23 protein-coding genes and 2 pseudogenes are annotated in these 23,271 nt (G+C 46.3%); 8 read left to right on the plus strand and 17 right to left on the minus strand.

Annotated elements, in window-relative coordinates; all coding sequences use genetic code 11:
- Positions 1–137 precede the first annotated feature (137 nt).
- The 3 genes and pseudogenes from NSQ39_RS11740 to NSQ39_RS11750 all read left to right on the plus strand — a co-directional run.
- A pseudogene (locus NSQ39_RS11740) lies at positions 138–492 on the plus strand (DUF2294 domain-containing protein).
- Positions 493–752: 260 nt separating this feature from the next.
- Entirely contained in the window at positions 753–1,553 is an 801-nt protein-coding gene (locus tag NSQ39_RS11745) for a formate/nitrite transporter family protein (RefSeq protein ID WP_175077023.1), read from the plus strand.
- Between the two features lie 387 nt (positions 1,554–1,940).
- Positions 1,941–2,195: pseudogene (locus NSQ39_RS11750) on the plus strand (transposase); the annotation flags it as partial.
- A gap of 30 nt (positions 2,196–2,225) precedes the next feature.
- On the opposite strand, the gene NSQ39_RS11755 reads toward NSQ39_RS11750, so the two are convergent.
- The 8 genes from NSQ39_RS11755 to rpmG form a co-directional block, all read right to left on the minus strand.
- Positions 2,226–4,121, minus strand: coding sequence for an LTA synthase family protein (locus NSQ39_RS11755; RefSeq protein WP_046129985.1), 1,896 nt, complete (start codon positions 4,119–4,121; stop codon positions 2,226–2,228).
- 130 nt (positions 4,122–4,251) lie between these two features.
- Positions 4,252–5,223: an ROK family glucokinase gene (locus NSQ39_RS11760; RefSeq protein WP_175077022.1), complete on the minus strand. Its 972-nt coding sequence runs from the start codon at positions 5,221–5,223 to the stop codon at positions 4,252–4,254.
- 28 nt (positions 5,224–5,251) lie between these two features.
- On the minus strand, positions 5,252–5,449 hold the full coding sequence (locus tag NSQ39_RS11765) for a YqgQ family protein (RefSeq protein ID WP_046129987.1): 198 nt from the start codon (positions 5,447–5,449) through the stop codon (positions 5,252–5,254).
- Between the two features lie 100 nt (positions 5,450–5,549).
- A complete protein-coding gene (locus NSQ39_RS11770) occupies positions 5,550–7,004 on the minus strand; it encodes a spore germination protein (protein WP_046129988.1) in 1,455 nt (484 codons plus the stop codon).
- A gap of 69 nt (positions 7,005–7,073) precedes the next feature.
- A complete protein-coding gene (locus NSQ39_RS11775; RefSeq protein ID WP_341015029.1) occupies positions 7,074–8,612 on the minus strand; it encodes a rhomboid family intramembrane serine protease in 1,539 nt (512 codons plus the stop codon).
- A 100-nt stretch (positions 8,613–8,712) separates the two neighbouring features.
- Positions 8,713–8,886 (minus strand): hypothetical protein, encoded by a 174-nt coding sequence (locus NSQ39_RS11780; protein ID WP_096891857.1) that lies wholly within the window; start codon positions 8,884–8,886, stop codon positions 8,713–8,715.
- Between the two features lie 46 nt (positions 8,887–8,932).
- Positions 8,933–9,493, minus strand: a complete 561-nt coding sequence (locus NSQ39_RS11785) for a 5-formyltetrahydrofolate cyclo-ligase (protein WP_341015034.1) — start codon at positions 9,491–9,493, stop codon at positions 8,933–8,935.
- 49 nt (positions 9,494–9,542) lie between these two features.
- Positions 9,543–9,692 (minus strand): 50S ribosomal protein L33, encoded by a 150-nt coding sequence (gene rpmG / locus NSQ39_RS11790; RefSeq protein WP_006637557.1) that lies wholly within the window; start codon positions 9,690–9,692, stop codon positions 9,543–9,545.
- Between the two features lie 553 nt (positions 9,693–10,245).
- Here rpmG and NSQ39_RS11795 point away from each other — a divergent pair.
- Positions 10,246–10,596 carry a hypothetical protein gene (locus NSQ39_RS11795; RefSeq protein ID WP_046130043.1) on the plus strand — a complete coding sequence of 117 codons (351 nt, stop codon included), beginning with the start codon at positions 10,246–10,248 and terminating at the stop codon, positions 10,594–10,596.
- A complete protein-coding gene (locus NSQ39_RS11800; protein WP_046129992.1) occupies positions 10,593–11,075 on the plus strand; it encodes an endolytic transglycosylase MltG in 483 nt (160 codons plus the stop codon). Before NSQ39_RS11795 ends, NSQ39_RS11800 begins: the two co-directional genes overlap by 4 nt.
- A 137-nt stretch (positions 11,076–11,212) precedes the next feature.
- Here NSQ39_RS11800 and pstB (NSQ39_RS11805) read toward each other — a convergent pair whose 3' ends face one another.
- The 9 genes from pstB (NSQ39_RS11805) to NSQ39_RS11845 form a co-directional block, all read right to left on the minus strand.
- Complete coding sequence (gene pstB / locus NSQ39_RS11805) at positions 11,213–11,992, minus strand: phosphate ABC transporter ATP-binding protein PstB (protein ID WP_046129993.1); 780 nt, start codon at positions 11,990–11,992, stop codon at positions 11,213–11,215.
- Positions 11,993–12,005: 13 nt separating this feature from the next.
- Positions 12,006–12,827 (minus strand): phosphate ABC transporter ATP-binding protein PstB, encoded by an 822-nt coding sequence (pstB, locus tag NSQ39_RS11810; protein ID WP_046129994.1) that lies wholly within the window; start codon positions 12,825–12,827, stop codon positions 12,006–12,008.
- Positions 12,828–12,846: 19 nt separating this feature from the next.
- The gene (gene pstA, locus NSQ39_RS11815) at positions 12,847–13,734 is read right to left on the minus strand and encodes a phosphate ABC transporter permease PstA (RefSeq protein WP_046129995.1); all 888 of its coding nucleotides are present in this window, start codon (positions 13,732–13,734) and stop codon (positions 12,847–12,849) included.
- Positions 13,734–14,663, minus strand: a complete 930-nt coding sequence (gene pstC / locus NSQ39_RS11820; protein ID WP_046129996.1) for a phosphate ABC transporter permease subunit PstC — start codon at positions 14,661–14,663, stop codon at positions 13,734–13,736. The genes pstA and pstC overlap by 1 nt, the downstream gene beginning before the upstream one ends.
- Before the next feature lie 71 nt (positions 14,664–14,734).
- Positions 14,735–15,655, minus strand: a complete 921-nt coding sequence (locus tag NSQ39_RS11825) for a phosphate ABC transporter substrate-binding protein (protein WP_269082022.1) — start codon at positions 15,653–15,655, stop codon at positions 14,735–14,737.
- Positions 15,656–15,846: 191 nt separating this feature from the next.
- Positions 15,847–17,976, minus strand: coding sequence for a peptidoglycan D,D-transpeptidase FtsI family protein (locus NSQ39_RS11830; RefSeq protein WP_046129997.1), 2,130 nt, complete (start codon positions 17,974–17,976; stop codon positions 15,847–15,849).
- A gap of 95 nt (positions 17,977–18,071) precedes the next feature.
- The gene (locus NSQ39_RS11835) at positions 18,072–19,358 is read right to left on the minus strand and encodes an MFS transporter (protein ID WP_046129998.1); all 1,287 of its coding nucleotides are present in this window, start codon (positions 19,356–19,358) and stop codon (positions 18,072–18,074) included.
- 116 nt (positions 19,359–19,474) lie between these two features.
- Positions 19,475–20,083 (minus strand): superoxide dismutase SodA, encoded by a 609-nt coding sequence (gene sodA, locus NSQ39_RS11840; RefSeq protein ID WP_175077020.1) that lies wholly within the window; start codon positions 20,081–20,083, stop codon positions 19,475–19,477.
- A 190-nt stretch (positions 20,084–20,273) separates the two neighbouring features.
- A complete protein-coding gene (locus NSQ39_RS11845; protein WP_175077019.1) occupies positions 20,274–20,759 on the minus strand; it encodes a DUF456 domain-containing protein in 486 nt (161 codons plus the stop codon).
- Between the two features lie 120 nt (positions 20,760–20,879).
- On the opposite strand from NSQ39_RS11845, the gene NSQ39_RS11850 reads away from it, so the two are divergent.
- The 3 genes from NSQ39_RS11850 to ispG all read left to right on the plus strand — a co-directional run bounded on the left by NSQ39_RS11850 (position 20,880) and on the right by ispG (position 23,243).
- Positions 20,880–21,632, plus strand: a complete 753-nt coding sequence (locus tag NSQ39_RS11850) for a DUF1189 domain-containing protein (RefSeq protein WP_046130001.1) — start codon at positions 20,880–20,882, stop codon at positions 21,630–21,632.
- A 79-nt stretch (positions 21,633–21,711) separates the two neighbouring features.
- Positions 21,712–22,020, plus strand: a complete 309-nt coding sequence (locus tag NSQ39_RS11855; protein WP_046130002.1) for a LysM peptidoglycan-binding domain-containing protein — start codon at positions 21,712–21,714, stop codon at positions 22,018–22,020.
- Between the two features lie 104 nt (positions 22,021–22,124).
- The gene (gene ispG / locus NSQ39_RS11860; RefSeq protein WP_099047060.1) at positions 22,125–23,243 is read left to right on the plus strand and encodes a flavodoxin-dependent (E)-4-hydroxy-3-methylbut-2-enyl-diphosphate synthase; all 1,119 of its coding nucleotides are present in this window, start codon (positions 22,125–22,127) and stop codon (positions 23,241–23,243) included.
- The last annotated feature ends 28 nt before the right edge of the window (positions 23,244–23,271 follow it).

Genomic DNA, 23,271 nt, shown 5'->3' on the forward strand with positions numbered 1-23,271 from the left:
GTTTTGATAAAGAGAATCATTATCAAAATGATTATATCACAACAAAACAAAGGTAAACACGATGTTTTTTGAAATGTTTCTCTACTGTATTCCGACAGCGCCAAAAAAGCTTCCGGCCAATGCACGGAAGCTTCAGCATGTCTAAGAAAATTCATAAGTTCAATGATATTATTCGAAAACTTCGCAAAGAACTGTTCGGGAAAGGGCCTGAAAGGATTCATACTGTATTTGTAGAAAACATGGCAGTCTCAACACTGTACAGAAATCTGAGTGCAAGCGAGCAGTTTATCCCCGCAGACCTGAAGGAAGAGAAATGGTGCATGCGGCCCGGACAATCCTGATTCAAGATCTTTATCCCAAACGAACGCCGGATGGAATGGAGAGGAGCTGATCTGGGCTGGGTTAGTTCATGTGTTTTCTGATATAAAAATTGAGGACCATCCCGCTTTATCTGTGTTTGTCTTTGATCAAAAAGAAGCGCTGCAAAGCTAGCATATTTGTCGTTGACACATTTTTGTCACATTTGATATAATGTTGTTACGGCTATAGAAGACAAAAGCACTGGAATGTATGCACGAACTGTATATATTCTCTTTCAATATCTTAATTCTGCTTGATTTTGTTGTATGGGTCTGCATACAAGTTAGGCAGCATTCGAACGCCTGGTTGACACAGGTTATTTGAGTGCTGCCTTTTTTTATTGTCTTTCTGCCATAACTGTGAAAAAAGAAGAAATATTGGAGGGTTTTAGTATGGCTTTTCGAAAACCGGATGAAATAGCGGATGCAGCAATTGAAGCAGGGATGAAAAAAATACAGCTCCCGCTGCCGTCTCTGCTTGTATTGGGGTTTTTAGGCGGCGCATTTATCGCGCTTGGGTACTTGCTTGACATCAGGGTAATCGGCGACCTGCCGAAAGAATGGGGAAGCCTGTCCAGCCTGATCGGAGCTGCCGTATTTCCTGTCGGTCTGATACTTGTGGTGCTCGCTGGCGCTGAATTGATTACAGGGAATATGATGTCCGTTGCGATGGCTTTATTTTCAAGAAAAATATCATTAAAACAATTGGCGGTTAACTGGGGAATCGTCACGATGATGAACTTAATCGGAGCACTGTTTGTTGCTTACTTTTTCGGACATTTGGTTGGTTTGACTGAAACAGGTCCTTATTTGGAAAAAACGATCGCCGTTGCACAAGGAAAACTCGATATGAGCTTCGGCAAGGTTCTCATTTCCGGCATCGGCTGTAACTGGCTTGTATGTCTTGCGTTATGGCTTTCTTTCGGCGCACAAGACGGAGCAGGAAAAATCCTTGGCATCTGGTTCCCAATTATGGCTTTTGTGGCAATCGGATTTCAGCACGTTGTCGCCAACATGTTTGTGATTCCCGCAGCCATTTTTGCAGGCTCGTTCACGTGGGGGCAGTTTATCGGAAACATCATTCCGGCCTTTATCGGCAATGTCATTGGCGGAGCCGTGTTTGTCGGTCTCATTTATTTTATTGGATACCACAAGAAAGACCGCTCCAGAAAAGAAATGAAACAGGTATCATAAACAGGGCAAATCCACTCGATGAATCATATCAATCCCGTCCATAAAATGGACTTTGGTGGATATACTTACAAAAGCAAAGGAGGCTGTCGAGAAAATCTCGACAGCCTTTATTTTTCCTTAAAATATCCATTCTCCTGTAATAAAAGAAAGACTAAAAAGGATGGTGTCTTTCTCATGTTTCACACGACGCAGCCGAATTTGTTCTGCTTGATCAACTCGTCGAAGAGGATCATCACTTCGAAAAACAAATTGATAAACACATAGACTTCTCTTTTATCATTGAAAAGGTTAAGCCTTACTACAGCGAAAACATCACCGGCATGAGTAGGAGGACCACAAAGTAAAGGTCAGACAAAATCGTTTGTCTGTTTCAGGGAAAACCCAATAAAAAAAATAGAGCAAAGCTTTGCAGATTCAAAACAGCTGCAGGGGCTTCGCTATTGCAGGTTGAGGGGAAAACGGAATGTGATTGAACAAGTTCTCCTCACAGCCGCATGCCAGAACAGATTGCCACATACCCAGCCAAGCAGGGCCAGATATGTGGGAGCTCTCTTTTTGTATCTAAAATCCGATGAATATCTAAAGAAACAGCACATAAACAAAAAAGCCTGTAGAAAAGACATCGTTTTCTCTACATGCTGAAGCTTCCGGCCAATGCACGGAAGCTTTTTCTTATTCTTTATTGCTTTTCTTTCGGTGACTTTTTAAACGTTCACTGTCATAAAATCTCAATAGATCCCCGTAAATGATTTGATCAGAGTATGAAAGCTCCTGTTTTGCTTTTTCGGCAAAAGCTTCACAGCTTTCTGGATCTTTCGCAGGCTCGCCGGTTGATTTATCATAGCATACGCCGTCTGTATATATGCGGTCCTTCGTAATGATGCTGCCGTCGCGAAGAACTGTGAATTCCGTTTTATCGCTGGAAAACAGGTCGTTCCCGAACTGGATTTGATCGCTTGAATCGATCCCGAGCAAGTTGAGCAATGTCGGTCGGATATCTACCTGACCGCCGACGGTGTCAATCGTTTTCGGCTTTTTATCCGTGACGCCCGGAATGTGGATCACGAGCGGGACTCGTTGAAGCTGGACTTCTTCAAAAGGCGTGATTTCCTTGCCGAGGAACTGTCCCATCGCTTCATTATGGTTTTCCGAAATTCCGTAATGGTCCCCGTATAAAACGATTATCGAATTATCATACAGTCCGTCCTTTTTCAGCTTTTCAATGAACCGTTTAAGCGCTTCGTCCTGATAGCGGACGGTCGGGAAATATCTGTTCAGCGTGCGGCTTTTCGAATCGAATTCGTCGATCATTTTATCCTCTTCGTTCAGTTCAAAAGGAAAATGATTCGTCAGCGTGATCAAACGGGTGTAAAACGGCTGCGGGATTTTTTTCATCAGCTCTGATGTCTGCTCAAAAAATTCTTTATCTTTCAATCCCCACCCTACCGAGTTTTCATCATTTACGTCATACGATTTGACATCGTAAAACTTATCATATTTAAGCGACTCGTACATGATGTCCCGGTTCCAGAAGCTTTTGTTGTTTGCATGAAAAACCGCGGAATAGTAGCCGTGATTTTTTAAAATGGCAGGCATCGCCGTATATTTGTTTGCGGCATTTGTAAAGAAGACCGCTCCTCTTCCCAAAGGATAAAGAGAGTTGTCGACGATGAATTCAGAATCTGCTGTTTTCCCCTGTCCTGTCTGATGATAAACGTTTTCAAAGCTGTAGCTTTTTTTGATCAGGTCGTTCAAATAAGGAGTGATTTCTTTGCCGTTCAATTTCCGGTTCAAGACAAAGCTTTGGGTGGATTCCAATGAAACTAAAATCACATTGCGCCCTTTGGCGATTCCGGACATTTTCTTGCTCGGGTCAGTCCGGTTTGCGCTGAGATAGTTTTCGATTTCGGTGAGGCTGTTGCTGTCAGCCAGTGCGCGCTGGGCAGACTGCTTGGACTGGATCAGGGCATCGTAGATGTGGAAATTGTAGAGGCTGATGTTTTTGACGAGCACTTCCCTGTCAAACGATCTCGTCAAGAGCTGCGGCCTCTCTGTTTCCGATACTCCCAGATTAAAAAAGAAAACGGCTGCGACAAACAGAAAGTAAGCCGCCTTCTCTTTCCTTGTCGCCGCACCGACGGTTTTCTCCGGCTGGCGCTTGTACAGCCACATCAAAATGATGATGTCAACGACGAGAAGGAGATCGGTAGGCATGAACAAGGAATTGATGCTGCTTCCCAAGTCGCCCATGTTATTCGTCTGGAACAATACCGGGATCGTCAGAAAGTCATTGTAAAAACGGTAGAAAATCATATTTGCCAAGAGGACGAACGTCAGAACGATGCTCGCCCCGATAATAAAACGATTTCTGTTTTTTTCTTTAAAAAACAGGCCGAATCCGAAAATAAACAGCAAAAAACTTAGTGGATTGATGAACAAAATATACTCTTGCATAAAATTTTCGATTTTAATGTTGAAGCTTGTTTTATACACGACATACGTTTTCAGCCACATCAGCAATGTCGCAATGAGCAAAAACGAAATTTTCGAAAAAAATGACTTTTGCATTCCAAACCTCCCTATGCAGCACTCGGGCAGATTCCATAAATTTCATGTTTTAGTAAAAAAGTTAAAAATAACTAAATTATATCTTAGCGTGTCTTTTTAAAAAAATCAATCCATTTTTACAAAGCTTCCCTTAATGAAGCTGGGCCTCGCTTTGCAGCCATGCGTTCTTTGCGATCCACGCCCCGCCGATAACGCCGGCATCATTTCCGAGTGAAGCGATCACGATATCAGCAGCCTCTCCAGCTCTTGGAAACACGTACTTTTTAAACGATTTTTCAACATTGGCGCGGAGGATTTCGCCCGCTTTTGACACGCCGCCGCCAATGACGATTTTTGAAGGATTCAAGGAGCTTGCCAGATTGCCGAGAACCAGTCCGAGGTGGTTTGTAACATATTCGATGACATACGCTGCTGCCGGATCGTTTTGTTCAGCCGCTTCGAAAATTTCGCGTGAAGATAGTGCAGGGTGATCTTTTAAAACGGTTTCACAATCGCCTGCCGCAATTTTCTCTTTGGCGATCCTGACAATGCCGGTGGCGGACGCAATCGTTTCAATGCAGCCGGTTTTCCCGCAGTTGCAAGGGGCACCTCCTTCTGCAGCAGCACAAATGTGGCCGATTTCTCCTCCGGCTCCATTCTTGCCGTGGACGATTTCACCGTTGACGATAATGCCGCCGCCGACACCGGTTCCTAACGTAACGAGAATGAGATCTTTTGCGCCGTCACCCGCACCTTTCCACATTTCCCCGAGCGCGGCGATGTTTGCGTCGTTTTCGATGACGGCCGGAAGCCCTGTTTCCGCCTCCAGATGGTCTTTTAACGGATAGTTTTCCCAGCCCATATTGGTCGTCTTGTAAACAACGCCCGTCTCTATATTAACCGGTCCAGGCGCACCCATTCCGATCCATTTTAAAATGTGTTTCGGCTTTCCGATTTCCTTCAGCTTGCTGTCAATCGCTTTTGCGATGTCTACCGTCACCATTTTTCCAGATTTATCCGTCGGGATTTCCCACTTGTGGCGGATCTCCCCATAAGCGCTTACAAAAGCGAGTTTTACGGTCGTTCCCCCGAGGTCGACTCCGACCAGCCAGCTTTCATTCATCATAAGTCCCCCTTAAAACCCAACTGTTTTATTTTCTCTTTATATTTGTCAGTTCATTCTGCAAAATCGACATCGCTTGTGCCCATTCTTTTTTTTCGATCAGGTTTGCAAGAAGCATTTCTTTGAGTTCGTCCATCATATACTCAAGCTCCAGCTCCCGATTTCCGAAATACACATAGCACCCGAATCGTTTCAAGAACAACTGTACATCGTATGCTGTTTTCATGTCATCCACCATTCTTTTAAAAACCTAACAATAGCGTATAAATAAACCCGGTTGGCGTCAAGCAAAAAAAAAGCCTGTCTTCTATTTGTGAAAACAGACTTTAGCGGTCGGGGTCCTGCGGGTCTAAAAATACGGGCCTTCTGTTTTTCAGCGGCATCGGAGTGCGAATCGCGATATCGCGGAAAGCCCTGTAATCAAAGGGAATAAACGGCCATAAATAAGGAACATGAAAGGATTTCATCCTTACCAGATAAATGATCCAGCAGAAAATGCCGATGACAAAGCCCATCGGACCAAAAGCCCCCGCAGCAATGAGAAGGGCGAGCCTGACAAGGCGGTTGGCGATGCTCATCTCATAACTCGGCGTGGCGAACGTGCCGATTGCCGCAACGGCTAAATACAGCACGACCTCATGGGAGAAGAGCCCGACCTGCACCGCCACTTCGCCGATCATTAACGCAGCCACAAGACCGAGAGCTGTGGCAAGCGATGACGGCGTGTGAATCGCCGCCATTCTCATCATATCGACCCCTAATTCGATGATCAGAAACTGCGCCAGTAACGGCAGCGCTCCCTTTTTATCAGGCCCGATATAATGAAGGGCGTCCGGCAGCAGTTCAGGGTGAATGGACAGCAAAAACCACAGCGGCAGCAGGAAGATCGATGCCAATACCGATATAAAGCGAACCATACGCAAATAAGCCCCTGCCAGCGGTTTATTTCTGTACTCTTCTGCATGCTGCAAATGGTGCCAGAAGGTTACAGGCGTAATCAGGGCGCTCGGCGAGCCGTCGACAAAGACGAGGATGTGGCCTTCATACAAATGTACTGCGGCCGTATCAGGCCTTTCTGTATAGCGGACCGTCGGATACGGATTCCAATGTCGGCCGCCGATGTACTCTTCCAGCGTTTTTTCGGCCATTGTCAAAGCATCCGTATCGATCGCTTCCAGTGATTTTTTTAGCTTTTTCACGTTCTCCAAATCAGCGATGTCTTCAAGATAGCACACGACAACGTCCGTTTTGCTTCTTCTCCCGACTTGGAGAATCTCCATTCTCAACGAACGGTCGCGGATTCTTCTTCTTGTCAATGCTGTGTTAAATACAATCGTTTCGACAAAACCGTCCCTCGATCCCCTGACGACACGTTCATTGTCAGGCTCTTCAGGATTTCTCGCCGGATATGTCCTGGCATCTATAACAATGGCATGGTCGACACCGTCTGCAAACAGCACGGCCGGACCCGCCAGCACCTGGTCTGCTGCTTTGTCGAGGTCATCCTCTGTCGAAACTTCGATATAAGGTATATAGGTTTTGATCAGCTTTTCGAGCGGATCGTCTTCCAGACACTCAGGAGAAAGCTTTGAAAGATTTTTTAGCAAATGATGCGTAATATCGTCTTTTACAAACCCGTCGACCAAATACAGGGCCATGTTTCTTCCGGCGTAGATCACATCGAGCCGGATCATGTCAAAGCTTTTGCCGATCCCCAATTTTTCATTTAAATATTTGACATTTTCAGCCAGATTTTCCTTCACAAACTGTTTTTTTCCCATGAAAAAGCTCCCGTCAAAAGATCTGTTTTTCAGACCATTTTTAACATAACGGAAGCATTTCATACTTGATTACTTGTCTAATTCATTTTTAATTTCATTCTTCAGCGTTTGATACATCGCTTCATCCGGTTTTTCTTTTATCGCTTTTTCAACGGTCTGTTCCGCTTTTGTCAATTCTCCCTTACTGGTGTAAAGCAAAGCCAAATAATAGAGGGAAGCATGATCTGAAGGGTCTTTTTTAACAGCTGCCGCGAGCCTTTTTTCAGCGGGGCCGTATTCGCCGAGCTGAAATTCGGAAGCGGCGAGCATTTTCAAAATGTCGCTTGAAGCATCTTTCCGTTCGCCGGCTTCCTGCAGCGCATTCTTCACCTTTTCGTATTCGCCTTCTTCATACCACTTCTTAGCCTGATACAGGAGGGCGCTTTCCTGAACGGGCGCGGAATGAAAGCCCCAGTAAAGCGCTCCTCCGCCAATGACGAGGACTGAAACCCAGCCGATCACCCGCTGCCCCGCGTTCCTTTTCCCGGGGAGCCCGACTGCCATTGCCGAAAGCAATCCCCCGATCAAGCCGCCGATATGCCCGGCGTTGTCAATGTTCGAAACGGCAAAGCCGAGCCCGAGGTTCAGGATGATGATGACGATAATATTCGTTCCAATCGTCTTTAAAAAGGCCTTTCGGTTTGAAAAAGCGAGGAACAAAAGGGCTCCCAAGCATCCGAAGATTGCCCCTGACGCTCCCGCAGAAGGATACGGACTGAACAAAAAGCTGCCGATCGAACCGAAAATCCCGGCCGTTAAGTAAATCGCGAGAAACCGGAATGAACCGTAGACCCTTTCTGCTGCCGCTCCTACCGACAACAATGCAAACGTGTTAAATAACAAGTGGACGAGTCCGATATGGAGGACGATCGGCGTAAGCAGTCTCCACCACTCCCCCGCCAATATTAAGCTGTTTTCCTTTGCGCCAAACCGAATGAGCGTTTCGGTATTTTGGCTGCCTCCCGATATTTCTAATAGAAGAAACATGATGACTTGAAGACCGGCGAAAAACCAGGTGACAATCGGCGTTCCCCTTTCAAAAAGCGCCGCTTCCCGCTTTCTTTCTTCTTCCCTGCGCTTTGCAGCCTCCAAAACTTCAACCCTGATTTTCTTGGCTTCTTCGTATGTAGCATCCTTGATGTCTTCCGTCCAGCCGCCAGTATGTATGTGTAAGGCGACGGCGATTTTCTTGAGGCCTTCCTCTATGGAGGCTTCATCGATGAATATCGGCGCAATGCTGACTCTTTTGCCTTCAATCGAATGGCTGACAACGTCTTCCCACTCGTCAACAGGCGCTTGCTGTGATAAATAAACGGTTAAAACCGAAAGCTTCCGTCTGCCTGAGGCGGCCCTTAAACGCTCCGTTCTATCTGCTAATGACTCAAGATCGCGGACGAGCTCCTGTCTAAAATCAATATCCTGCCGGTAGATGCGGATCAAATCGTACGGTGCGCTTCCCCCGGCTTCTAGCCAGGCTTCCCCGAACGAAGCCGGCGCCTGCACGAGCTCATAGTCCCGTTCCAAGAGGTGTTTGATGAAATTCCAGTACAGGTAATCAAATGAATACATAGCGTCGCTCCACAATGGTTTTTGTTCATTATAACAGGAAACGCCCTTTCATGCGCGGTTTCACATCGCGCATGAAAAAATCCCGTTTTTTGCACGGGATTTAAAACGCCTGCTGGATAAACTTGTTTCGGATAAACGGAATTCTCATGATCCAATGAATGAAGTAGTGGCGGATTCGGTCGCGGCCAAGAATGAAATTGATCACACGATAGCGGTTTTGAAAAAATACGAGAGCGGCAAGCGTGCCCAGCACAATAAAAGTCATTTTCCTCATATCATCCCTCCTATAACCGTATCGTGTCTCATTTTGCAATATTTATTCAGCGGCAAACGAATGTCCTTTCCTCGGTGAAAATTTGCTTCACCGGGATGTCGTGCACCTCGCGGGGAACGCGCTCAACGATTTGGCAGTGAAAGGCAAGCGAAGCCGTCTCATTCATATAGCCCTCCAAATACCGGTCATAATAACCGCCGCCATAACCGATTCTGTAGCCCTCAAGGTCAAAACATATCCCCGGAACGACGATAAGATCGATGTCCTCCGGTTTGATCAGCTCTGTTTTATGTATGATCGGCTCCTGAAGCCCGAAGTAGACGACCTCCAGCTCGCTGTCATCTTTGAAGCGGCGGAAATGCATCTCTTTTGTTTCAGGGAGGCATTTTGGAATGCACACCGTCTTGCCTTCGCGCCAAGCCCGCTCAATAATCGGCCTTGTCGGAACCTCCGGCTTTCTTGAGATGGTCATGGCGATGACGGATGATTCCGCCCACTCCCTCGACTCCAAAAACGTCTGATGGATCGCCTTTGTTTTTTGCCGAAATTCCTGATCCGTAAGCTTTGCAAGTTGATTTCTGACCTCGCTTCTTAACGAACGCTTCACATCGATCCCCCTTTCAAATTGAAAAAAACAGCAGGAAAATTCCTGCTGCTTACTTTGTTTCGCGGTGTAAAGTTGATTTTTTGTCACGTGGGCAATACTTTTTGAATTCAACGCGATCCGGGTTGTTACGCTTGTTCTTTTTAGTAATATAGTTACGCTCGCCGCATTCAGTGCAAGCCAAAGTAATATTTACGCGCATTATTTTCCCTCCAAACTATATATCATTTGCTGTTCAGACTTATCTATAATACCACTATTGAAGCCGGAATGCCAGGCGTTTTTTTCAGTTTGTGCGGGTTTAGTCAAAAGTTTGAGGCATATACGCCTTCCAAAAATGCTTTTCTGCTGTTTGCCGGTCATGCAGGCCGAAAATAATAGCCTTCCTCTTTTATTTGTCCTCTTTAGGGCGCTATGTCCCGAAATAGTTCATCGACCGCCATGGCACGGCTTAAGCCGCTGACAGGATAGAATCCTCAACTCCGAGGGACGGCTAATGTTCGGAATCTATTTGCAAACGATCGCTAGAAAACGAATAACCGTTTCGAATATTATATTGAAAAGGCGTTTTCCCGGCTTGCCGCTTCACTACCACGCCGCTCCCCGAAGAGCCTGTGTTCTTATACATCATGCAAAGGCACCAATGAAAATGAATTTTGTCGACAAATTTTTTATTTTTTTTATTAATTCCTTTTGAAGCAAGCGTTTTTATGGTATAAAAAAGAAGGAGAAAATAAGAATTGAAGGTGATGAACGTGGAAATTGCTATCATTGCGCTGCTCGTTGTCAGCATTGCGCTGATCGCATTCTCATATTTTCAGAGAGAACCGATTAAAGAAGTTGAACAGGAACTGGAAACGCTCCAGCTGTCCGCCATGCAGGAAATCTATAAACTGAAAAAGAAAATGACGGTGCTTGAGGAAGAGCTCCTCGATTCAAACGTCGTTGTCCGCAGACCGAACGCAGGCATCAGCCAGCATATCGCAAAACAAATTCTTTCAAAATATCAAAACGGCATGTCAGAAGAAGCGATTGCCAAAGCAGAGCATGTCTCTGTTGAAGATGTAAAAGCGATCATCAAGGATAATGAGAGGGTGCTCGTATGACCAGACAAAGTGTACAAGCTTTCGCCGGGGGAATGATTTTGGCGACGGCTGTTCTGGCGGGCACTTTTTACCTGACGGGCAGCGGAAACGCAGAATCTTCAAAAAACAAACTCAGTGAAGCCGATGTCAAAACATATTTGAAAGACAATGATCAGGTCTCGCTTACACGCACAGATTACCAGGACCTTCTGCAATATAAAGAAAAGGCGTTAAAACAGGATGACACCAGCCAAAATGAGAAAGACTCAGGACAAGACAACGAGCAGAAAAAAGGCTCCAAATACAAGCTTGAGATCAAAAAGGGCATGAGCACGGCAGAGGTTGCCGATATTCTCGAAAAAGAAAAAGTTGTCACATCAGCAGATGATTTTAAAGACTATGTAAAAGACGCGGGCTACGAATCTAAAATCCGCGCGGGCAAATACGAATTAAAGCGCGGATCGAGCTTAAAAAGCATCGTCAAGGCTCTATCCCGTTAAAAAAAACAGGCTGTCTCAACACAGCCTGTTTTTTGCTATTTCCAATGCCAAAAAGCCTCTTCCAACGGCTTCCTTTCGTTGACCGGAGCCTCCCCCTCGCATAATAAAAAGGCTGCCGATGAGTCGGCAGCCTGCCATCAGCCAAATCGGCCGGTAATATAATCTTTTGTCCTCACATCGTCCGGAGACGAAAACATTTTGACCGTATCATTGCATTCGATGAGCTCTCCCATCAGGAAAAAAGCGGTCTGGTCAGAAATCCTGGAAGCCTGCTGCATATTATGAGTCACGATGGCGATCGTGTACTTTTCTTTCAGCTTCAGCATGAGCTCTTCGATTTTCAAGGTGGATACAGGGTCTAATGCAGATGTCGGCTCATCCATCAGCAAAACATCCGGATTCGTCGCGAGCGCTCTTGCGATGCACAAACGCTGCTGCTGTCCGCCGGAAAGGCCAAGCGCCGGGGCTTGAAGGCGGTCTTTTACTTCATCCCATAACGCCACGTCAATCAGCGCTTTTTCCACTCTTTCGTGCAATTCTTTTTTATTTTTTAATCCGTGGATTCGCGGTCCGTATGCGACATTATCAAAAATCGACTGCGGGAACGGATTCCCTTTTTGGAACACCATACCGACTTTTTTTCTCAATTCGACGAGATCGACTTTGCTGTTCAGCACATTTTTTCCGTCATAGGCGATTTCACCGGTCATTTTAACGTTCGGAACCATATTGATCATCAGATTCAGCGTCTTAATGAAAGTCGATTTTCCGCAGCCGGACGGGCCGATGATCGCGGTAATTTCGTATTCCGGAATGGTCAGGTTAATATTTTTTAATGCATGGTGGCTGCCGTACCACAGATTCAAATCGCTGATCCGGTACACCTCTTTTTGCTTTACTGCTGCAACTGCGCTCATGAAGCCGTCCTCCTTATCCAAATCTGCCGTTGATATAATCGTCTGTCTTTTTTTCTGATGGATTGGTGAAGATTTTTTCCGTCCGGTCGTATTCCACCAAATCACCGTTCAGGAAAAACGCCGTTTTATCGGAAATTCTTGAAGCCTGCTGCATATTGTGCGTGACAATGATGATCGAATATTCCTTTTTTAACGCAACGATTAATTCCTCTATTTTCGCATTTGAAATCGGGTCAAGGGCAGAAGCCGGTTCATCCAGCAGCAGCACTTCCGGCTTCATGGCAAGCGTCCGCGCGATGCAGAGGCGCTGCTGCTGGCCTCCGGACAATGACAGTGCCGACTGATGGAGCCTGTCTTTTACTTCATCCCACAATGCGGCTTTTGTTAAGCTTTCTTCCACGATATCATCCAGCACTGATTTCCTTCGTTCTCCAGCATATTTTAACGCATGGGTAATGTTGTGATAAATCGATTTCGGAAAAGGATTCGGCTTCTGAAAGACCATCCCGATTTCCCTTCTGAGATTGACAACGTTGATGTTCGAATCCAGAATATTAAGCCCTTCATATACGATTTTACCCGTCGTTCTGGCGGATGCGATCAGGTCGTTCATTCGGTTAATGCTTCTTAAAAAAGTTGATTTTCCGCAGCCGGACGGACCGATCAAAGCTGTAACGGCGTGTTTGTCAATATCGAAAGAAATGTCGTTGACAGCCCGTTTCTCTCCATAATATATATTTAAGTTCTCCACTTTTAAAATGTGTTCTTTCGTTTCGGGCAGCGGCGCAATTCCAATCGTCTCACGCGCGATCTCCAAAGCCGGAATTTGAACCATCAGATGTCATCCTTCCTTTTTATTTATTAGCCGTTAGTTTCTTATGAATAAAGGAGCCAAGCCATCTTGCGGCAAGATTAAACAGCAGGACGGACAAAACGAGAACCGCTGACCCGCCGTTTGCGATCGCTTCCGCATCAGGAATAATGCCCTGTGTATTGACGTTCCAAATATGGACGGCAAGCGTTTCCGCCGGTCTGAAAATATTGAGCGGAGACGTTTCCGAAAAGGGATTCCAATCGGCAAAATTCAGTCTCGGCGTTGTTAGTCCCGCCGTAAACAATAAGGCGGCCGCCTCTCCAAAAACTCGTCCTGACGCAAGGATTGCTCCCGTAATAATGGACGGGACTGCCCCCGGGATTAAAACGGTTTTAATCGTATGCCATTTCGATACGCCCAGTGCCAGGGAAGCTTCTTTTTGCTCTTTCGGAACGGAGCGGATCGCGTCCTCTGTCACCCGCACCATTACAGGCAGGTTAAAGACCGTCAGCGCCAGGGCTCCGCCGATAATGGTGTATCCCCAGCCGGTCATGTTGACAAATACCAGCATGCCGAACATCCCCATAACGATGGAAGGAAGGGATGACAGCACTTCGATACAGATCCGGATAAAGTCGGTCAGCTTGTTGTCAGGCGCATATTCCGCCATATATATACCGCCGCCCACTCCGAGCGGAACAGTGATGATCATGGTCAGCACCAAAATGTAAAACGAGTTGAACAGCTGATCCCGAATACCTCCTCCGCTTGACAGCGCGCTGGAACGCGACGTCAAAAATTCGAGGCTGATCTGCGAAAAACCGCCTACGATAATATAAGAAAACAACCCGACGAGAATCGCGGTGATCACCGCGGCGATCAATCCGAAAACACCTGTTGCGATACGATCAGTTACTTTGCTGTTCATTACAGTTTCCTCCTGGATGACAGATATCGGATCAGCAGGATGAACAAGAACGACATGATCAACAGAACGAGTCCCATCGACCAGAGCGTATTGTTTTCCACGCTTCCATACGTTGTATGTCCCATGTTTAACGTAATAATCGTTGTCAATGTTCCCGCTGGATCCAAGAGACTCTCAAAAAGATTCCTTGAGTTTCCGATCACCATCTGCACGGCTAGCGCTTCTCCGAACGCCCTCGCCATTCCGAGCACAACGGCCGTAAGCAGCGACGGCAGAGCGGCAGGAATCAGCACCTTTCTGATCGTCTGCCATCTCGTTGCACCAAGAGCATATGATCCTTCCCTCAAGCTTTTTGGCAGCGAGCTGAGCGCATCCGTGGAAATTGAAGTGACCGTCGGCAAAATCATGACAGCCAGGACAATCGTCCCCGCCAGCAGACTGTGCCCCGATCCGCTTGTTTTCAGATGACTGATGAACGGCACTAAAACTGTAAGGCCTATGAATCCATAAACAACGGAAGGAATGCCAACAAGCAATTCGACAACCGGCTGCAATACTTTTCTTCCCCACGAAGGTGCGATTTCGGTCATGAAAATCGCGCCTCCGATTCCAAGCGGTGCAGCAATCAAAGATGCAAGAAAGGTTACAGCAAATGACCCGAGAATAAACGGAAGCGCTCCGAATTCAGGGTTTTGATTTGTTGGATTCCAATCTAGACTGGTTAAGAACTCAATTGGACTTACACCGTTAGCCAGAAAAGATTGCAACCCCTTGTTTCCGAGGAAGATCGTAATCGAAATCGCCGCCGCCATCATAATAAACGCGCACGAAGCGACCAGTACCTTCCCGCGGACTTCATCCATTTTGCGATTTTGTTTGGAGCTGATCAGCCGCTCTTCTGCGGACAGTTTCTCTATTTTTTGAACCATTTTTTACACTCCTATTAAAACAAGTCATAATAGGGAAAGTGTCAGGAGCACACTTTCCCGGCCTAACTTTATTATTTATCCGATTGTTTGCCGCTTGCGTCACGTTTTACTTCCATGTCTGTTACAGGAATATAGCCCTGATCCGTGACGATCGATTTTTGGATTTCGTCGCTCATCAAATAATCGAGGAACTTTTTAGCCAAACCTGTAGGCTCGCCTTTTGTATAAGAATGCTCATAAGCCCAAATCGGGAATTTTCCTTTTTGCACATTTTCTGCGGTCGGTTTCACTCCGTCAATTGAAAGAGGAGTGATTGAGTTGTCCTTGATATATGAAAATGCAAGATATCCGATCGCTCCCGGTGTTTCAGCAATTAACTTTTTCACCGTGTTTGAAGAATCCTCGGTGATGCCTTCAGCAGGAGTTTCTCCGTCAAGCGCATATTTAACAAATGTCGCACGGGTTCCTGAAGAATCAGGACGGTTGACGAGGGTGATCTTTTGATCTTTGCCGCCAAGCTCTTTCCAGTTTTTGATCTTTCCTGTAAACACCTTTTTCAGATCCTCTAATGAAATATCCTTGACGCCCACTTCCGGATTAACTGCCGCCGCCATGCCGACTACTGCGACTTGATGGTCAACAAGCTCCTTGGCAGGGATGCCTTCTTTTTCTTCAGCAAATACATCGGAATTTCCGATTTGAACCGTTCCTTCAGCTACTTGAGAAAGACCTGTTCCAGAACCTCCAGCCTGCACCTGAATATCGGCATCCGGATTTTCATCCATGAATTTTTCAGCCGCGGCTAACACGAGCGGCTGCATCGCCGAAGAACCGGAAATCGTCAAAGATCCTGAAGCCTTATCCTCTGCTTTATCGTTTTGTTTGCCTTCTCCCGAGCTGCTGCCGTTCGTACTACTGCTTCCGCAAGCTGCTGCGAAGACAACTAAAACGGACATGATGAACATCAGTGTGACTTTTTTAAATGATTTCACTTCTTAATCCTCCCGCGTAAATGTGTAATTTGTCCTACGTGTATAGCGTAACTTTTCAGTGTTAATCTTGTTTAAATGAATTATTAAGGTTTTGTAAAAGAAGCTTGAAGTTTGTATAAAACGCGGGGTGAAGGGGAGCCTTGAGGTAAAAAAAACGCCCGCTTGGATGCGGGCGTTCCAGAAAGAAGCGCTTATTCGTTAGCTTCTTTTTCAATCTTGTTCATATTTTTTTCTGCAGTATTGTCTTTTGCCTGTTTCGATTTCAGTTCGAAATACTTATCAAGCACTTTTCTGCCGATTTCGTTTGTGATCGAATATCGCCTACTATAGTCGTTATAAGGCCAAGGAACCACGACGGAAATCGCGACTTCCGGATTATCGTACGGTGCGTAGGCGACAAGCGTTGTATTGTATGTTTTCGTTCCCGTTTTCGATTTGTCCGGTCCGTCATAATACGACTCAGCCGTTCCTGTTTTTCCGGCGGGCTTGTATTTTGCCGATGCAAACTGCCCAGCTGCGGTACCTTTAGTCATCACACGCCTGAATCCTTCTTGCACTTCTTTGAGATACGCCTCGCTCATGTCGATTTTGTTCAGCACTTCAGGCTGAACGGCCTGCGTGACGGCGCCGATGCCTTTTTTCGAATCAGGCTCTCTGATTTCCTTGACGATCTGCGGTTTCATACGGTATCCGCCGTTTGCGATCGTTGAAACATACTGCGCCAATTGCAGCGGTGTATACGTATCATACTGGCCGATGGCGAAGTCAAGCAGGAAACCAGGCAGTTTTTGCGAGCCTTTATACCCCGTCATTTCATTCGGAAGATCGATTCCTGTTTTCACGCCGAGGCCGAATTGACTGAAATAGTATCTGAATGTGTCGAACGCTTTCGTGTCTATGTCTAGCGGCTGATGCGGCTTATATTGCCCTTTGCCGAGCGCGATGGCCGTTTTAAACATAAAGACGTTTGACGATTGTTCAAGCGCTCCCTCGATACCTAATGTTCCCAAGCTGTTTGTCCACGATTTTTTCGGTTTAACGCCAGGTCCTGATCCGATCCACAACGGTTCATCTTTAAACGTCGTATTTAAATTGATCGCGCCTGTCTCCAGCCCCGTTAATACGGTCGCCCCTTTGACGGCCGATCCCATGGCATATGACGATGTCATTGCCCCGAGAGCATAGTCGTCAAATTTCAGTTTGCCGTTCTTCGTTTTAATCTGTTTCCCGGCAATCGACAACACTTCCCCGTTTCTCGGATCCATCATGACAACAAACGCGCGGTCAAGAAGGGGAGCGCTTTTTGTCAGTTTTGCACTTTTCAGCTCGTCTTCGATGATTTTCTCGATTTCTTTTTGCATCTGGACATCGATGGTGAGCACTAAGTCTTTGCCGCTTTTTCCTTTTGAAACGACTTGTGTGTCAATGACATTTCCGGATTTGTCGGTTATGCTTTTCACCTTTTCTTTTTGCCCTTGCAAAACGTCCTCATACTGGGCTTCAAGGTAGCTTTTTCCGACCCGGTCGTTCCGGTTGTAGCCGAGGGACAAATAGTGGTCGAGCATATTTTTCGGAAGCCCTTCATTCGAGTTTGAAATGCTGCCGATCATCGTCCTGAGAAGACCGTTGAACGGATAATCGCGCTCCCAATCCGATGTTACGTCCACTCCCGGTAGCTCGTCAAGATGCTCGCTGACATAGGCCATCTCTTTTGCCGTAACGCCTTTGTTTTTAATATACTGCGGCGTCAACGCATAGCCTGAGTCCATCTGGCGTTTGATCGCAAGGATTTTCATGTCCTTTTCGGTCAATTCGTTGAGCATGCTTTTTGAGATCCTCTCAAGCTGAAGCTGGTATAAATCGTCCTCCGACAATTTCCCGTCCTTCACTTTTTTGCGGTCTGCAGTGGTGATCAACTTCTTCGCTTCCTTCGTTCTCGTCAAAATCCAGTAGTCCTTTTTGTCCCTCTCTGTTACCTTGTCGGTATCGACGTCAATCATGTCCGCCAGCTTTTTTGCGACAGACAGCCGTTCCTTTTGTGAGGTTGAGGCTGTCCTTGTGTATGTAATCGCATTAAGCGGCTTATTTGTAACGATCGTATTTAAGTTCCTGTCGTATATTTTCCCTCGCGGAACAGTCGAGGAGACGTCGGTTTCCTCCTGCTTCTGCACTGCGTTTGTATAGTCTTCTCCGTACACGATCTGCACCATGCCAAGGCGGACGATGACAACCGTAAAAATGATAAACGCGAGCAGAAACAGTATATTCAGCCTGATGGGCAGCGATTTCCGCTTTTCGGTTTTCAACTTGTTTTTCCTCATTCAACATCACCTTTTTTAAGAAAGAAAAGACACCTTAATTAAAGGTGCCATTTTACATTGTAAAGCGTTCTGCGACATTTTTCTACTATTTTCCCTTATCTTTTTCCTTCCAAAAAATTAGGCTCTGCTCTCTGCTTGTGTGCGTCCTCACCGACCGTTTCCTGAGCGGGCTCCGTCAGGCGGATATCTTTAACGAAATAGTAGATCAGCGTATGGCCTGCTCCAAGCAGAACCAATGAAACCGTAATGCCCAGATCGTCTTTTAATAAAAGCACGAGCAATAAAAAAACCAAGATAGACACGACCCGGCCCATGTTGAGAAAAACCTCCCGCACGACGATATATTCAATCCGCGCCTTTCTCGCGTATCTCGCCTTTCCGATCACGTCATATGTCAGCGATGAGTACGGAACAAGGAGGATCGGATAACCGATCGCAATCGCCACCGCGTAAAGGAGCAGGGTCACATAGGTCATGTTGAATAAAATCAGGAACAATGATCCGAATAAGATGAGGCCGCCTAAAAGAATCGCTTTTTTGCGCGCCTTTTTTTTAATCAGCCGTGTGGCAAAAAAGTATGCAAAAAAAGAAACAGCTGAATTGACCAGTCCGAATTTTCCCAGGGCAAGTTCGCTTTTTGTCGTGATGAACACGAAGACATTGATTAAAAAGACAAAGATCCCTTCTCTCAGCCCCTGGAAAAAATGCGCATTGGTGATATTGCGCCAGCTTGCATCTTCATTTCGTTCCGCCCAGATCTTTTTTAAAATATACCGTCCGCGCGATTCCCTCCGTTTGAGGAAAAAGCTCGTGATGACGGCAATCGTAAATAAAGCGAGTGACAAGCTGAAGATCAGGGTATACCCGGTGTTATCGGCAAGCCGTGAAATCACATAACCTGCGACAATCGGTCCGATCATTCCTGCGCCCGATGACAATACGCCAAGAAATCCGTTAAAGAAATCCCTCGTTTCCGGTTCTGTGATTTCAAACGTCAGCACATTAAAAGCGAGCCAATAAAACCCGTAGCCGATTCCAAGGACACCGCCGAGAAGCACCAATCGTGACGCCGCATTTTCCCCCGCCAGAAGAACCGTCAAATAAAAAACGGCCAAAAACGTTACGCCGAACCGCAAAATAAACACCCTGTCGATCGTTTTCGCCAACCGTCCCGCGAGCATAAATGTCAACGGCTGCATAACGACGATCGACAAATTGTAAATCGCCAAATCAAGAAACTTTCCGGACTGCTTCCAGAGGTACACATTCACGAACGTATTTGAAAGGGCAATGCTCAGCGAATAAAGGCCGCCGACAGTAAGCAAAAGCAGCAAGTCTCTGTTTACTTCAACATCGCCTATTATGTTTTTGAGTTTGCTCATAACTGACTCCCCTTTTCTGATACTCCTTAGTCTGTCACATCAAAAGTCAGTTATGTACCCGGAAAGGCAAAATAAAAAAGCCCGCTTTTTAGCGGGCCTTTCATCATTGTTTTAGATTATTTTGCTTCGCTGTAAAGGCGTGCCACTTCATCCCAATTCACAACGTTCCAGAATGCTTTGATGTAATCAGGACGGCGGTTTTGGTAGTTCAGGTAGTAAGCGTGCTCCCAAACGTCAAGTCCCAGAATTGGCGTTTTGCCTTCTGAAAGCGGGGAATCTTGGTTTGGCGTGCTTGTGATTTCAAGTTCGCCATTGTTGACAACAAGCCATGCCCAGCCGGAACCAAAGCGCCCTGCTGCAGCATTTGCGAATTGTTCTTTGAATTGATCAAAGCTGCCGAATTTTTTGTCGATCGCTTCAGCCAATTCGCCTGTAGGAGCGCCTCCGCTGTTTGGAGAAAGCAGCTTCCAGAAAAGCGAATGGTTGGCATGTCCGCCGCCGTTGTTGCGGACCGCAGTGCGGATGTCTTCAGGAACAGCATCAAGGTTTGAAACAAGCTCTTCAACAGATTTGCTTTCAAGATCTTGTTTGCCGGCCACCGCTTCGTTTAATTTTGTAACGTATGTGTTATGGTGCTTCGTATGGTGAATGTTCATCGTTTCTTTGTCGATGTGCGGTTCTAACGCATCGTAAGCATAAGGTAATTCTGGAAGTTTGTAAGCCATTATCGATTCCTCCTTAAAATTGTATGTACTTGAAATGCCGCCATTAGCAAGCCTTTCCTCTTTCAATGTATCAAAAGAAAAGGCGTGTTTCAATGGTAATGCTCACAAAATGATCACAATTTGCATTTCGGGCGGACATATAAACTTTAACCGTTCCCTCTTCGTTTTAAACATCTTTCAGACATTTTTTTCAATGCAGAACGGTATATAAAAAATACCCGATCATCATCAACTGAATCACGCTTTTCGCCAAAGCGCCCGTTAAAAAGCCGATCAGCGAGCCGGTTCCTATTTTGAGAGCGGTCTTGATGTCCTTTTTATGGACGAGCATCTCTCCTAAGAGCGCCCCGATAAACGGCCCGAGGATAATGCCCGCCACCGGTATCACGAAGGGGCCGATTAACAGGCCGGCTGTGCTTCCCCACACTGCCGCCCTGCTCCCGCCGAAGCGCTTGACCCCAAGAAGGTTTGCGACGTAATCGGCCGCAAACAGAGCAGCTGTAAATACCCCTTCAACAATCCAAAACATATATGAATAATGTGCGAACGTAAAAAAGAATCCGTACAGAACAAAACCGGCGATTATAAACACGACGCTCGGAATGATCGGAAAGACCAAACCCGCAAAAGCGATCACAAACATTGCAGCCACAATGATCCAGTATAAAATGTCCAATCGTTTCCCCCCAATCCTTGTCATGCTTTTTATTATACCTTAGCGTAAGTTCCTTGTATTCACTCTTTCCTGACGATACAATAATGCAGATACACTATAGAAATGGGAAGTGAAAACCGAATGAATATCTTTCAGCTATTTTTTAAAAGCACATATTCCCCTCCGGCAATTGCCAAAACGCGATTTCAAGGAGTAGGAAAAGCTATTTTTTTCGTCTTTTTGCTCAGCATTCTCGCCGCTCTTCCAAACCTTTACCATATCTCGAGCGGAGTCGTGCAAACGATGAACAGCTTTCAGTCTGCGGTAAAAGAATTTCCCGCTTTCTCGATTAAAGACGGATCATTACATACAGATGCAAAAAAACCTGTCGAATCACAGTCATTCGGGTTTGTCATTGTCCTTGATCCGACAGGCGCCTATGGATCAAAACAGATACAAGAGAAGCGCAATTCGGTCGGCATTCTTAAAGACAAGCTTGTCATCGCAATAGACGGACAAGCCCAGGAAATGCCGTACAAGATGCTCCCCGAAGAAATGACAAAACAGGACATCCTGTCTCTCGTTGAACAAAATAAAGCCGTGATCGTCCCCGTATTGTGCGTGCTTTTGTTTCTGTCGACGGCTGCAGGTAAATTTATTAACGTCAGCGTCCTTGCCGTTATCGGCCTGTTCATCCGCAACAGCCTGAGGAAAAAGCTATCCTATAAACAGCTTTGGGTGATGTCGGCATATTCCATCACGCTGGCCACTGTATTCTTTATCATTATGGACAGCCTTCAGGCCGTCGTGCCGAGCCAGGAATTGCTGTACTGGTTTGTCAATTTTGTGATGCTTTTCCTTGCCGTGAAAGAAACGCCGGCTAAGCAAAACTGAAAGTGAAATAATTTGTAGTCATGCCGAACATCGAACAAGCGTAACATAGTAAAAAACGATTGAAATGGGGACAAGTCCAATGAAGCGTCTCACCGTACTTCTTTCTATTTTACTGAGCTTGTTCATCGTTTATTATGACTTGAAATCGGGCACGATTCCACAGAATGCAATGCCTGTTTCTACTTCAGCGGCACACGCTGCATCTGGCGGTATCGAATACAAAACCGTCACCGTGAAACCCGGTGATACCGTCTTTTCAATCATCGGACAAACCGGCGTTCCCGCCGATCAGATGACAGAAGACTTCGAAACGCTGAATCCGAATGTAAAAGCGGGAAGCATTCAAGCCGGTGTTACGTATAAGTTCCCGGTCTACCGGGAGGATTAAGCGTTAATTTCTTGTCAGTTTCATGAACGTGCTGTTACAATAGGATTTGTAAACGATATGGTATAAGAAAGAGCAGCGCCTCTAGAATTATACTTAAGGAGCGAATCAAAGTGAGTGAAATCACACATCGTACAAAAACGCGCCCTGTTAAAGTAGGGCCTTTAACAATAGGCGGCAACAACGAAGTCGTGATTCAAAGCATGACAACGACAAAAACACACGATGTCGAAGCAACGGTTGCCGAAATCAAGCGGCTTGAAGAAGCCGGCTGTCAAATCGTCCGCGTTGCCTGCCCGGATGAACGGGCTGCAGACGCCATTCCTGAGATCAAAAAAAGGATATCCATCCCGCTCGTCGTGGATATTCATTTCAACTATAAACTGGCCTTGAAAGCGATTGAAGGCGGGGCCGATAAAATCCGCATCAATCCCGGAAATATCGGGCGCCGCGAAAAAGTCGAAGCAGTCGTCAACGCCGCAAAGGAAAAAGGGATTCCGATCCGAATCGGCGTCAACGCAGGTTCTCTTGAAAAACGAATCCTTGAGAAATACGGTTATCCGACAGCGGACGGCATGGTCGAAAGCGCCCTCCATCATATCAAGATTCTTGAGGATCTCGATTTCCACGACATCATCGTCAGCATGAAGGCATCAGATGTCAACCTTGCCATTGAAGCCTATGAAAAAGCGGCAAAAGCCTTTGACTATCCGCTTCATCTCGGAATCACCGAATCCGGAACATTGTTTGCCGGCACGGTGAAAAGCGCAGCGGGTCTTGGCGCGATCCTTTCAAAAGGAATCGGAAACACCCTCCGCGTTTCCTTGAGCGCTGATCCGGTTGAAGAAGTCAAAGTCGCAAGGGAACTGCTGAAATCATTTGGACTCGCTGCAAATGCGGCCACACTGATTTCCTGCCCGACATGCGGACGGATCGAAATCGACTTGATCTCGATCGCAAACGAAGTCGAAGAATACATCGCCAAAATCAAGGCCCCGATTAAAGTAGCCGTTCTCGGCTGCGCTGTAAACGGTCCCGGTGAAGCCCGGGAGGCGGATATCGGCATTGCAGGCGCCCGCGGCGAAGGCCTTCTTTTCCGGAAAGGCGAAATCGTCCGCAAAGTTCCGGAAGAAACGATGGTCGAAGAACTGAAAAAAGAAATCGACAAACTGGCGGAAGAGCATTATGCCAAACAAGCCGCCGAAAAGGAAAAATTAAACACGTAACCATCAAAAAAAGCTTGACGGATATCCG

The sequence above is a fragment of the Bacillus sp. FSL W8-0848 genome (genome assembly GCF_038007805.1).
GTDB lineage: Bacteria > Bacillota > Bacilli > Bacillales > Bacillaceae > Bacillus > Bacillus glycinifermentans.